This window comes from Natrinema thermotolerans, assembly GCF_031165565.1.
Taxonomy (GTDB): Archaea; Halobacteriota; Halobacteria; order Halobacteriales; family Natrialbaceae; genus Natrinema; species Natrinema thermotolerans.
Genome location: NZ_CP101873.1, coordinates 1251345 through 1263653, shown reverse-complemented (window position 1 = coordinate 1263653; position 12309 = coordinate 1251345). Strand labels below are relative to the sequence as shown.

General features: G+C 68.0%; 13 protein-coding genes. 5 read left to right on the top strand and 8 right to left on the bottom strand.

Translation table 11 applies throughout. The features are described from left to right. Nucleotides 1-3 precede the first annotated feature (3 nt). The 4 genes from tmk (at nucleotide 4) to NP511_RS06440 (ending at nucleotide 2027) form a co-directional block, all read left to right on the top strand. Nucleotides 4-609: a dTMP kinase gene (tmk, locus tag NP511_RS06455; RefSeq protein WP_049964874.1), complete on the top strand. Its 606-nt coding sequence runs from the start codon at nucleotides 4-6 to the stop codon at nucleotides 607-609. 70 nt (nucleotides 610-679) lie between these two features. After that, a complete protein-coding gene (locus tag NP511_RS06450; RefSeq protein WP_049964873.1) occupies nucleotides 680-910 on the top strand; it encodes an Lrp/AsnC family transcriptional regulator in 231 nt (76 codons plus the stop codon). A 140-nt stretch (nucleotides 911-1050) separates the two neighbouring features. Further along, entirely contained in the window at nucleotides 1051-1797 is a 747-nt protein-coding gene (locus tag NP511_RS06445) for a potassium channel family protein (protein WP_049964872.1), read from the top strand. After that, the gene (locus tag NP511_RS06440; protein WP_006181316.1) at nucleotides 1797-2027 is read left to right on the top strand and encodes an Lrp/AsnC family transcriptional regulator; all 231 of its coding nucleotides are present in this window, start codon (nucleotides 1797-1799) and stop codon (nucleotides 2025-2027) included. Before NP511_RS06445 ends, NP511_RS06440 begins: the two co-directional genes overlap by 1 nt. Nucleotides 2028-2336: 309 nt before the next feature. On the opposite strand, the gene NP511_RS06435 is transcribed toward NP511_RS06440, so the two are convergent. Then, nucleotides 2337-2861 carry a DUF5813 family protein gene (locus tag NP511_RS06435; protein ID WP_049964871.1) on the bottom strand — a complete coding sequence of 175 codons (525 nt, stop codon included), beginning with the start codon at nucleotides 2859-2861 and terminating at the stop codon, nucleotides 2337-2339. 183 nt (nucleotides 2862-3044) lie between these two features. On the opposite strand from NP511_RS06435, the gene NP511_RS06430 reads away from it, so the two are divergent. Further along, nucleotides 3045-3239: a hypothetical protein gene (locus NP511_RS06430; RefSeq protein WP_006650225.1), complete on the top strand. Its 195-nt coding sequence runs from the start codon at nucleotides 3045-3047 to the stop codon at nucleotides 3237-3239. Here NP511_RS06430 and NP511_RS06425 read toward each other — a convergent pair. The 7 genes from NP511_RS06425 to NP511_RS06395 all read right to left on the bottom strand — a co-directional run bounded on the left by NP511_RS06425 (nucleotide 3236) and on the right by NP511_RS06395 (nucleotide 12291). Continuing rightward, the gene (locus NP511_RS06425) at nucleotides 3236-3625 is read right to left on the bottom strand and encodes a DUF7522 family protein (protein ID WP_006181313.1); all 390 of its coding nucleotides are present in this window, start codon (nucleotides 3623-3625) and stop codon (nucleotides 3236-3238) included. The two genes, NP511_RS06430 and NP511_RS06425, sit on opposite strands and share 4 nt — an antisense overlap. An 86-nt stretch (nucleotides 3626-3711) precedes the next feature. Continuing rightward, nucleotides 3712-5004 (bottom strand): O-acetylhomoserine aminocarboxypropyltransferase/cysteine synthase family protein, encoded by a 1293-nt coding sequence (locus NP511_RS06420; RefSeq protein WP_049964870.1) that lies wholly within the window; start codon nucleotides 5002-5004, stop codon nucleotides 3712-3714. Nucleotides 5005-5093: 89 nt separating this feature from the next. After that, entirely contained in the window at nucleotides 5094-6104 is a 1011-nt protein-coding gene (locus tag NP511_RS06415; protein ID WP_049964869.1) for a sodium:calcium antiporter, read from the bottom strand. Nucleotides 6105-6247: 143 nt separating this feature from the next. Further along, entirely contained in the window at nucleotides 6248-7081 is an 834-nt protein-coding gene (locus NP511_RS06410; protein ID WP_049964868.1) for a hypothetical protein, read from the bottom strand. A gap of 3 nt (nucleotides 7082-7084) precedes the next feature. Then, the gene (locus tag NP511_RS06405; protein ID WP_049964867.1) at nucleotides 7085-9718 is read right to left on the bottom strand and encodes an alkaline phosphatase PhoX; all 2634 of its coding nucleotides are present in this window, start codon (nucleotides 9716-9718) and stop codon (nucleotides 7085-7087) included. A gap of 297 nt (nucleotides 9719-10015) precedes the next feature. Beyond that, nucleotides 10016-10429 carry a hypothetical protein gene (locus tag NP511_RS06400; protein ID WP_049964866.1) on the bottom strand — a complete coding sequence of 138 codons (414 nt, stop codon included), beginning with the start codon at nucleotides 10427-10429 and terminating at the stop codon, nucleotides 10016-10018. 104 nt (nucleotides 10430-10533) lie between these two features. Next, a complete protein-coding gene (locus NP511_RS06395) occupies nucleotides 10534-12291 on the bottom strand; it encodes a histidine kinase N-terminal 7TM domain-containing protein (RefSeq protein ID WP_049964865.1) in 1758 nt (585 codons plus the stop codon). Between the last annotated feature and the right edge of the window lie 18 nt (nucleotides 12292-12309).

The following is a 12309-nucleotide window of genomic DNA, read 5'->3' as shown; positions in this document are numbered from 1 at the left end:
GGCATGCTCGTCACGCTCGAGGGGTTGGACGGCAGCGGCAAGACGACGCTCGTGGAGGCCTTGCGCGAGCGCTATCCGGACGCCACGTTCACGCGCGAGCCGACCGACGACTCCTGGTACGGCGAGGCCGTCTACCGCTCGATCGAAGACGACGACGCCGACCCCCTCGCGGAACTCTTTCTCTACACCGCCGACCACGCCGACCATCTCTCGCGGGTGATCCGACCCGCCCTCGAGGCCGGCGACCTCGTGATCTCCGACCGGTACGCCGATTCCCGCTTCGCCTATCAGGGCGCGACCCTCGAGACCGCTCCGGCCTACGACTTCGCGGACCCGCTCGAGTACGTCGTCGACCTCCACCGGCCGTTCTCGATCGAACCGGGCCTGACGATCTATCTCGATCTCGACCCCGAGACCGCCGCCCAGCGCGCGGGGACGACGAACAAGTTCGAGCGCGCCGCCTACCTCGAGTCGGTCCGGGACAACTACGAACGCCTGCTCGAGCGCGACCCCGACCGGTTCGTCCGCGTCGACGCGACCCGGTCGCCCGATGCGGTCCTCGAGGCCGTCGTCGACGCGCTCGAGGACGCGCGGTCGAGCGACCGCTGACCGGGCCGCGACCGCGTCTCGGTGGATTCGGGCAAAGGCTTTAGTCGTGCCAGAGTGTACCACACCGCCGATGGTCCACGCCTTCATCATGGTGAAGACCGCCGCCGGGAAGTCCGAGCGACTGCTCGCGGAGATCGGCGATCTCGAGTCGATCACCGATGCCCACATCGTCGCGGGCAACTACGACATCATCGCCGAAGTCGATACGCCGGAGGTCTACGACGTTCTCCAGACCGTCTCCACGGACCTGCAGGCCCTCGACGGCGTCACCGACACGAAAACGTACATCGCGATGGGGTAGGGTCGCTCGAGCGCCGTTCGTCTCGTGGGCCAGTCGTCGTTTCTCGCCGCCCGCACATCGTGCCCTCGCGCCCGCCGGCCGAACGCATGCCATGGTAATCCGGGGCAAGCTTATTGACCGGGGCCGGCGTATCCCCCTGCATGCGGTTCGTGATTATCGGGGCCGGACGGGTTGGGCTGCGCACCGCGCGCGTCCTGCGCGACGAGGACCACGAGGTGACGATGGTCGAGCGCGACGAGCCGACGCGCAGACGCGCCCGTGAGCAAGGGTTCACCGTCGTCGACGGCGACGGCTCCCGCGAGGACGTCCTCGAGGCGGCCGGCATCGCCGACGCCGACGCCCTCGGCGCGCTGACCGGCGATCTGAACGTCAACTTCACCGCCTGCATGATCGGGAACCACCACGGCTGTCGGACGGTGATGCGGATCGACGAGGCCTACCGCGAGGGCATCTACCGGAAGTACGCCGACCAGGTCGACGAGGTGATCTACCCCGAACGACTCGGCGCGATCGGCGCGAAAAACGCCCTGCTGGGCGGGACGATCCGCGCCATTGCCGACGTTGCCCCCCACCTGCAGGTGGTCGAACTCACGCTCACCGCCGACGCACCCGTCAACGGTTACACGATCAGCGAACTGCACCTGCCCGCCGACGCGACCGTCCTCGCGTTCGGCAAGGGCGACGGCCCCCTCGAGATCCCCACCGAGGACCTCTCGCTCGAGGCCGACGACCGGCTCGTCGTCCTCGCCGACTTCGACGTGTTGAGCGAGGTCCGTCAACTGCTGGTCGGCGAGACCGCCGAACGGGCCACCGCCAACGCCGGCACGGGCACGAGTTCGGCCGCGACCGAACTGCTCGAGGGCGACACGGACGGAGGTGCCAACTGATGGTTACAGCATTCGTCATGATCAAGGCGAACACGGGCGAGGCGGATCGGCTCAGAGACAGCATCGAATCGGTCGCGGGCGTGGAGTCGGCCCACATCGTCGCCGGCGACGTCGACCTCATCGCCAAGGCAAGCGTCGAGACGCCCGCGAAGGTCAAGGAGATCGCCGCCACCCACATCCAGGCCATCGAGGGTATCGAGGACACGCAGACGTACATCGCGATGGACTAAGACCCAGCTTGTACCCTGTCGTTCGGAAGACGCGTAGCGTCTTCCGTGATCACGAGACGGCGAAGCCGTCTCGAACGACGGTCTGCCGCGCTGACGGCAGCGGAGCTGCCGCACAGCGCGGCGTCCCTCGGTAAAAGCTGGACCAAAAGCACTCCTCCTTCCCCGTCAGCCGCGCAAGCGCGGCTTCCGGGTCAGTCGTCGGCCCGCTCGCTCGTTTCACTCGCTCGCGGTCGTTCGGGTAAGCGCCTGCCCTTCCCCGGGTCGTGTGGCTCTCGCTGTCGCTCGAGCCACACTCCCGGCCACAGCATCCTACATCGGCATCCCGCCGCTGTCGCCGTCCGCGGCCTGCTGGCCCCTGTTCTGGGCGTTCTCGAGCAGCGTCGCCGCTTCGCCGCGATAGTCGTAGCCTGGAATGATCCCCTGTGCGAAGGTCCCTTCGACGAACTCGATGAGGGCCTTGGCGTCCGCGACGCCCTCGGCGGCGTCCCAGGCGGTGTACTCGAGGCGGACCCTGACTTCGTCGTCGTCGCGTTCGACGACGGGTTCGTCGTGGGTACTCGTGTGGGCGACGGTGAAGACATCGTCGAGTCGGCGCTCGAGCGTTTCGAACCAGCCGTCCTCGACGGGGGGCGCGACGACTTCGCCGGCGACGGCCGCGTCCAGCGTCGGGAGGACGACGGTGATCGCGAACCGGCCGTCGCGGTTCCCCTCCGCGTCGTCGGCCGTGACGGTCGTCTCGAAGACGGTCGTCTCGAGGTCGTAGGCGTCCCCGCGGGCCGTAAACGCGTCGTGGGACTCGAGTGCAGTGGCGACGGGATCGGGCAGGTCGGTCATTGGGGAACCAACGGGCGTGGCGGAAAAGGGTGTTACGTTGTTCGATGCGGTGCGGTCGCCACGTCAGCGGCCGTTTCGAACGAAACCGCACGACAGCGCGGGGATCGTTTCACGCGGGAAGCGCGGCGTTTCGAGCGCAAACGGCCCCTATTACTACAAGGGACTCCCCCATCTGTCGTCGGCATGAGTCTCGATAGACACGCCGCCGATCGCCGTCGCTTCGCTCGCCTCCTCGGGACGGACGGCGACCGCGGTTCCGGCCTGCCGATCGGCGGCGACGATAGCGACGGCGCGGATGCCGACCCCGATGCGGATGCGGACGCGGACGACCCGCCCGAGGCCGACGATACCGATAGTGACGACTCGAGCGCGGATTAGTCGAGTTCGCGCTCGCTGAGGAACGTATCGAGCGCCGTTGCGACCTCTTCGAAGTCCTTGACCGTGAGGCCGTCCGTGGTGGCGAAGACCCCCTCGCTGTCGTTCGTCACGCGGATGAGGAACCCGTTTTCGAAGACCCGGATCGTGTAGTCGTAGCCGCCAAGTTCCGACCCCTCGTAGGCGGTCTGGGTCGTCTTGAAGCCGCGCCACTCGTGGCCGATGAACGTCGAGAGGTCCGCATCGCGTTCGAGGTCCTCCCGCAGGTAGACCTGCTCGAAGTCGTCGCGCGTGAAGTAGGTGACCGACCGGAGACTGTCGCCGATGGCCGTCCGACAGGTCGCGACGATCTGCTCCGCCGCATCGTCCGTGAGTATCCCGGTTGCCATATCCGACCAGTCGAACGCCGGTCCCTTAACCGCGGGGGCTAGTCACAGCGCAGTGAAAACGTCGGCCGGCCGCGGGCGGCGATCGATCAGGCCTGTTCGATCGCGCGATCGAGGTCCGCGATCACGTCGTCGACGTCCTCGATGCCGACCGAGAGCCGCACGAGGTCGTCGGTGACGCCGCTTGCCAGCTTCTCCTCCTCGGTGAGCTGCTGATGGGTCGTACTCGCGGGGTGGATGATCAGCGTCTTCGCGTCGCCGACGTTTGCCAGCAGGCTCGCGAGGTTCACTTCGTTACAGACCGTTTCGGCGGCGTCGTAGCCGCCCTCGAGCCCGAAGGTGATCATGCCGCCGTAGCCGCCCTCGAGGTACTTCTCGGCGTTCTCGTGAGTCTCGTGGCTCTCGAGGCCGGGGTAGTTGACCCACGCGACCTTCTCGTGGTCCTCGAGGTACTCCGCGACCGCCATGGCGTTCTCGCAGTGTTTCTCCATGCGCAGCGGCAGCGACTCGAGTTTCTGCAGCGTGACCCAGGCGTCGAACGGCGACTGCTGGTTGCCCAGGTCGCGCAGCCCGCGGGTGCGAGCGGTGAAGGCAAACGCCGCGTCGCCGAACGCCTCGCGGAAGTTGATGCCGTGATAGGCCGGGTTCGGCTCGGTGATCTCGGGGTAGTCGCCGTCCTCCCAGGGGAAGGAGCCGCCGTCGACTAAGATTCCGCCGACGGTCGAGCCCGCGCCGTGGATCCACTTGGTCGTGGAGTTCCAGACCAGGTCCGCGCCGTGTTCGAGCGGCCGGCAGAGGTACGGCGTCGCGAAGGTGTTGTCGACGAACAGCGGCACGTCGTGATCGTGAGCGATGTCGGCGATGCGTTCGATATCGGGCGTCACCAAGGCGGGGTTGCCGATCGTCTCGAGGTGGACGAAGGCGGTGTCGTCGTCGATGGCCTCGGCGTAGGCCTCGTAGTCCAGCGTGTCGACGAACTTGGTCTCGACGCCGCGTTTCTCGACGGTGTGGGTGAGGTAGGTGTAGGTCCCGCCGTACAGCGCCGACGAGGAGACGATGTTGTCGCCGACGTCGGCGAGGATGAACGTCGCGAGGTCGAACGCGGCCATCCCCGACGCGGTCGCGAGGGCACCGACACCGCCCTCGAGCGTCGCGATGCGTTCCTCTAACATCGCGTTCGTCGGGTTCATGATCCGCGAGTAGATGTTTCCGGTTTCCTCGAGGCCGAACAGGGCGGCGGCGTGGTCGGTGTCGTCGAACTCGTAGGAGGTGGTCTGATACAGCGGCGGCGCGCGAGCCCCGGTCGTCGGATCGGGTTCCTGCCCGGCGTGGACGCTGTCGGTGGCGAATCGGTTCCCCTCGGAGTCTGAATCGTCGCTCATACCCGCCCCGTCGCAGGCGGCCTAAGTAAAACCACTAGACGTGTGGCTTCGGCTGGGAAGCACTGTGGATCGCAGGGCGGCCGGCCGCGTCAGAGAACGCTGACGACGCCGAGGCTTTCAATGAGCAGCCAGCAGACGAACGCCCCGTACAGCCCCAGGAGCAACCACCCCTCGCGCTGGGACAGGGCCATCCCGGTTCGGGAGATCGCGAAGAACGCGACCGTCGCCAGAACCAGAAACCCCATCATCGGGACGATGTTGGCGAAGTTGACCGTCAGTGCCCCCTCGACCATGACGCCGACGGGCACGGCCACGAGCAGGTCGAACGTGTTGCTGCCCAGGACGTTCGCCAACGTGACCGTCGGTCGGTCGGCCCGCGCGGCCGTCAGGCTGACGAACGTGTCCGGCAGACTCGAGCCGGCGGCGACGACGGTCATCCCCCAGAGAAAGGAGGGGGTCCCGAAGGCCTCCCCCAGCCCGATCGCCGCCCGAACGAGCGCTTCCACGCCGACGACGATGAACGCCAGCCCGACGACGAACCAGAACCACGTACGCGCGAGCGCGATCGAGCCGTCCGCCTGCTGCCCGGACTCCGCGGCGTCCAAGTACTGTGTGAACAGGTAGAGGCCGTACAGCGCGAGCGGGAACAGGGCGAGCGGCCTCGAGACGGAACCCCCGATTCGGACGCCGGCCTCGTCGACGGGGTTGTAGATGACCGCCAGCGAGAACGTCAACAGCAGGGCGGCGACCGCGAGCATGTAAAACAGCGACTCCTTGTAGACCAGTTCCCGCGTCGTGTCGACCACGCCGCCGGCGACGACGACCGCGAGCCCCGGAATCACGAGGAGGTTAAACACCGCCGAGCCGACGATCGATCCGACTCCGAGTTCGAACTCCCCGTGTACCAGCGTCGCGAGCAACACGCTCGCCAGTTCCGGCGTACTCGAGCCGACCGCGGCGATGACGGCACCCTGGACGACCGCCGGCAGTCCGTACGCGATCGCGAGTTTGTTCGCCGAATCCTCGAGCCAGCTGCTGCCTTTCCAGACGATCGCCGTTCCGAGGGCGGCAAGTCCCAGCAGCGCCGCGACCGCGAACATGACGGTCAGTTCAAACGACCGATTGATAAAACGATCGACCGCGTCGTCGGTCGCGTCGCTGCGGCGGAACCGCGGTCGCCATCGCAGCTACTGAACCACACGAACGCCGGACGCCGTCGGGTTGCATCAGCGGGGGAATCGGGTCAGCGGCTCCGATCCTGCCGTCGTGCGAGCAGGCCGCCCGCGAGGACAGCGAGCGCGAGCAACGCAGTGCCGCCCGCGAAGCCCGGAACCGCTTCCGAGTTCGACGCCGAGTCGTCGTCCGACCCGTCGGTCCCGCCGGCCGGCTCCTTGTTCGAGGCCGCTCCGTCGCCCGCGTCGCTCCCGTCGTCCGGCGTGCCTGTCGATTCGGCCGCCGTCGCGTCCGTCTGAACGGTGAGCGTTCCCGGCTCCCGTGTCGGGTCGATCCGGCTGCCGCCGTCAGCGTCGAGCCGGGCGTCGGTCACCTCGAGCGCCGCCGCGCCGGGCTCCGTCCCGTTGACCGTGACCGTCGCGAGCGTGACGTCGCTCGCGCCGGGGGTGACCGCGTCGTCGAGATCGACGGCCTCGACGGTCACCGATTCCCCGTCGTCGCTCACGACGGGGTCGGTCGTCATCCGGTAGTCGTCGGGATAGCCGGCGTTCTCGACTGCCGCCGCGTCGCCCGATAGCTCGAGGGTGAGTTCGAAGCCGGCGAGCCCGTCGGGCGCGTCGGTGAGTACGATGCGGTGGACGGCGGTCCCACCGGGCTCGACCGTCGCGTTAGTGATGACGAGGGCATCCCCGGTCGACGCGGACGGGCCGCCGGTCGCCGTCGCGGGGGCCGTCCCCCCGTTCGCGGCCGCCGCAACTACCGACGATGGTGCGAACGCCGCCCCGATCGCGAGGGCGATGACGAGGGCGACGGCGGGCCGTCGCCACCATCGTTGTCGGGGAGCCGACGCCGCGGTGTCGGCCCGGTCGGACGAACTCGTCGCAACGGTGTCGTCTGCGGCCATCGGTTACAGCTCGTCGTACAGCTCGACGACGTCGTCGTAGTCGATGCGGCCGTTGTCGTTGAAGTCGTACGCGTCGACGGTCAACGACCCGGAGTCGTCCTCGATCTCCTCGAACAGGAGGACGATATCGTCGTAGTCGAGCCGCTCGTTCCCGTTGACATCCTCGTAGCGACCGTCGCCGTCGGGATCGGTCGGCACTGCCCCGCTTCCGCCCGCGCCGCCGTCGATCGGCGGCGGCCCGGTGACCACGACGCCCGTGTGCGGCCGGGACTCGATCGGCGCGCCGTCGTCGTCGTCGAGCGAGTCGACCGTCACCGAGATGTCGGTCGTCCCCATGCTCGCGCCCTCGAGTTCGACCGTCGCCACCGACACGTCGGTCGCGCCGGGCTGGATCTCCTCGTCGATATCGGCGAACTGGAACTCGACCGTCGAGCCGTCGTCGCTGACGGTCGGGCCGGCGGTGAGTTCGAGCGCGTCGTGGTAGGTCGCGCCCGTGATCTCGGCGACGTCGGTGTGATCGACCGAGACGGACACCGTCCCGCCGGCGAGTCCGTCCGGCACCGCGGACAGGGTCAGCTCGGCCGCGGCGGTCGCGTCCTGTCGCACCGCGACGGAGTCGATGTGGACCGAGGTCGGCGGCTCGTAGACCCACAGCGCGTCGTTGGGGTACGACCGGCCGAAGCTGCCCTTGTCCTCACAGAGGAGGACGCGGCCGTCGTCGAGTACCATGACGTTGTCCACGTTGATCGGTGCGGCGTCGACGATCGACTCGCGGTCGGTCGCGTCGGGGCCGACGACCGCCGGCTCGAGCGTCGAGACGTCGTAGTCTTCCTCGAGTTCGGCCCGGTAGACGACGCCGCCGTCGACCCGGTCCATCCGCACGTCGCCCTCGTCGTCGCTCATGCCGTCGTTGAGTTCCGAGATGCCGAGATAGAGGAAATCGCCGGGCTCGGCGTCGTCGAGCGAGTCGATCCCCTCGGCCTTGCGGAACTCGACGGTGGCACCGATCGCCTTCGCAGCGGCGCGGGTCTCGAGGAACGGGATCCGGCGCAACTCCTCGTCGACGCCGTCGGGGCCGTACTCTTCGTACTGGCGGGCCCACTCGACGATCTCCGCGTCGGTGATGTAGTCCCGATTACCGTTGATCGCGACTTCCTCGTCGGCCGCCGCCAGCGCTGCCTCGAGGTCACTCTCCCAGTCGACGTCCGCGTGGGTCTCGAGGTAGTCGACCTGCGTGATGTCGTCGTAGTCGGCGATCCAGGACGCGACCTCGGCGTTGCTCGCAGTGCCGAGTTCGACCCACTCGATCTCGAGGTCGACCTCGGCCGGCGGGTTGTTCTTTGCGGCCTCGTCGTTCGTGACGCGGGCGGCATACAGCGTGCCGCGGACGTCCATCCGGTCGTCGTAGCTGGGGATCGGTTCCTCGGCGACGAACTTGTAGAGCCCCTTGCTCGCGCCGTCGGAGGCGAGGTAGACGGTCCGTTCGTCGGGCATGAACTCGGGACACTCGAAGGCGGCCCGACCCATGACGTAGTGTTTGACCGGCGTCGGCTCCGCGGCCGTCGGCTCGGTGACTTCGACGATGTGACCGTATCGGTAGCGGTTGGGGTACCCCTCGCCGATCGGCTCGGTCGTGTTGGCGTCGCCGTCCTGATCGACCGGCTCGGCACCGAGGTAGTAGGCCTGCATCTCGACGCCGCCCAGCGCCCAGGTCCCCTGTGGGTACCAGCTTTCCTCGAACAGGTCGCCGTCGTCGCCGAGTACGCCCGCGATCTCGGTCGGGTTCGGCCGGTTCCAGAACGCCGCCGCGCCCCGGATCCCCACGCCGCTTTCGGCCTCGATCACGTCGCCGACCGTCGCCGGCCCGGAGACGCGCGGGTGGCTGTAGTCCTCTTCGGACGACATCGGCGTCCCCCACGGACTCAGGTCGCCGTAGCAGTTGATCCGCGTGCCGCCGATCTCGCGGAACGCCTCGCGGTTCTCGAGTTCCATCGCGTTCGCCGCGTCGGCGCTCCAGCCGCCCTCGCCGCGGCTGATCGGCGTCCGCGTGATACAGCCGGGGCTCGTCTCGTTGTTCGTGAAGAGGTATCCCTCGAGCCCCTCGTCGTCGGTCGGGACGAAGAAGTTCATGTCGGGGTTGTAGCCGACGTCGCCGTACCGACTCCCGACGAACTCGGTGACGTCGGTGCCGTCGGGCGTCTGGGGGTGGCCCCACCGTTCCGAACCACCGTTGATCTCCTCGCCCTCTTGGACGAGGATATCGTACTCGCCGCCGGCCACCTGGACCTGCTCTCGGGCCGCTTTCGAACGCGGTGCCTCGAGTTCGTCGAACTCGTCGTTGCGGCCGTTGAACTCGAACTGATGGCCGGCGAGGACGCCGACCGCTGCCGTATCGTAGGGGGCGGCGTTTTCCCGGCTCGGGTGCTGGAGGCTGAACAGCACCTCGCCGTTCTCGAAGACGAACGGGCCGGTGACCTCGGCCCCGCGGGCCGTGGTCGCGAGTCGGTCGATGTCCCCTCGAATCGTCGGCGCGCCCGGTGTGTCCGTATCGTCCGCGCTCACGGTCCCGATCGCACCGATACCGAGCGCCGCCGCCGCGGACGACGCCATCAGTTTCCGCCTGGTGAATTCGACCATGCGTGTGGGGAGAGACACCCGACATATGGTTAGATTTTATAATAGTATTCTTTACCTGAATTGTTTTAGCGAAGGAATACTATGCCGGTCAGAGAGAAACGAACGGAAACCGACCGCTCTGTACGGCTATTGAGACGGAAACCGACCGCAGTACTCCCCCGTGCTGGCGACGGATCGAAAAGAGCGCGACTATAGTCGCCACTGACAGTCACTGCAGACCCGATCGCACGACAGCGGTGCGATCAGTGTGTCAATCGTTTCAGCGGCGACGATACCGAGACGCTGCGGACGAGCGCCCTACTCGAGGCCGTGGGCGTCGGCACGGGAGCGGATCTCGTCGGCGCGGTCGCGGACCCACGAGCAGTAGCGCTCGATCTCTTCGGGGGTCGTCCCGTAGAAGGAGGCAACCCAGTTGACGTCGGCCCACGGGCAGGTCACGAGGTAGGCGGCGAGGGTGTCCTTGCCGGCCTGGACGACCTCCGGCGGGACGCCGCGGGTGCCGGTGTCTTCCTCGACGAAGCCGTTGACGTCGTAGTAGACGGCCCCGTAGAGCCGGGCCGTCTCGAGGTCGTCGAAGTCGATGGCGGTGTGGTTCGGTGCGACGAACTCATACCGTGGATCGCCGTCGGCCGACTCGGTTTCGACGATCCGGACGCCGAGGACGTACTCGTCGACGATCGACTCCGCCTGGGTGGTGGCTGACTGGGTCATGGCGTTCGGCTGCACGCAGGCGTGTCGACCCATTGAACCTTCGTATGTGACGTATATAGCGCTCGGGATCGCTCCGTTCGGCTCCGATCAGTTCGCGACGCGACTCACCGCGATCGGTCCGCGTTCGCCCGGCGGTCCGCAGCTGCCGATCGGTCGGCGCGTGTCCCATCGGCCGACTGCGCCGCTGACGGGTCGACGACGCCGGGGAGCCGAACCGTGACGCGCGTTCCGCCCTCGTCGGTTTCGAACGCGAGATCGCCGCCGACGGCCGTGACCGCCCACGAGGCGATCCACAGCCCGAGTCCGCTGCCGTGTTCCAGCGGCGTCTCCTCGCCGCGCTCGAGGACGGCGAGTTCGTGGTCCGGAATCCCCGGGCCGTCGTCGCGGACGGTAAAGACGGCGGTCCGATCGGGATCGACACCCTCGAACGCGACTGTGACGTGGGGATCCTCGTCGTCGTGGACGAGCCCGTTCTCGACGAGGTTCGAGACGGCGAGTTCGAACAGGTCCCGATTCGTTCGCAGCGTGAGGTCGGTCGGAACTGTCACCCCGACGCGGCCCCCGGTCTCGCCCTCGAGGTCGGCCGCGACCGCGTCGAGGACGTTCCGGGCCGAAAACGTCCCTGCGGCGGGCGTCGCCTCCACCGCTCGTTCGAAGGCCCGGACCTTCTCGGTCATTCCGATCACGCCGTCGACGTCGGCGGCGGCCGTCTCGAGGCTCGCCCGGACGTCCTCGTCGTCGGTTCGATCGGCGGCGAGGCCGACGTATCCCCGGACGGCGGTCAGATCGTTCCGGAGGTTGTGACGCAGCACGCGGTTGAGGATCTCGAGGCGCTGTTCGCGTCGCCGCTGGTCGGTGATGTCCTGGAGGATGACGGTGTGGCCGACGACCCGTCCGGAGTCGTTTCGGAGCCGCGAGGTCGAGACGGCGAATTCGCGGCGTTCGCCGCCGTCGGAGCGGGTGATGACGCGGCCGTCCGCATCGTCGATCTGCAGTTCGGTCACGGCCGTGAGGGGGTCGCCGAGGACGGTCGGTTTCGCGACGCCGAACAGGGAGGCGGCCGCGGGGTTGCAGTCGACGATCCGCTCGTCGGTGTCGACGGCCAGGAAGGGGTTCTCGAGATCCTCGATGGCGGACCGGTCGGCCGTCCGGCGGACGGAAGGGCTGTAGGTGAACAGATCGCCGCCGACGAAGGCGTAGGCGTCGAGGGCGACGTGGGGCAGGAACAGGACCGCCGAGAGGTTGAGCTGGGGGACCGGACCGAGTTCGAACAGCCAGACCAGTAGGGCAACGCCCGGCGGCAGCGTACTGAGTCCGACCGCGAGCGCTTCCGTCCGGTAGAGCGGGCCATAGCTGACGACCGTATCGAACAGCAACAGCGTCCCGGAGGCCGCGAAGACGGTCGCGGTCATGATCGCGAAGAAGGCCCACGCGTTGGGCTCGTAGGCGACCGTCGCCGCGCCGAAGACCGGCTCGAGTCGGAACCCGGTCCAGACGAGTTCGTGGAGGGGGTTCGTGACGACCAGGAACGTCGTCACCGCGGGGACGAGCGCGAGCAGCCCGAACCACGGGGTCTTGACGAGGGCCCCGCGGCCGGTGTACGTGAGACCGAAGGCCAGGAACGGGACGCCGGTCCAGACGATGCCGGTCCAGGTCAGGGCCTCAAGCGCCCAGCGAAGCGTCGGGTCGAACACGAGCAGCCCGGCCCCGTAGGCGAAACACCACACCGCCTGCGCGACGAGCGTCAGCAGCAACCAGTCGGCGCTCGGGGTTCCGCGATGCTCGCGGAGATACCAGAGCAACAGCGCGGTGCCGACGCCGGACAGCAGGGAGCCGGCCGCCGGCCACGGGATCGAAAGCACGCTACTCGAGGGTACGAA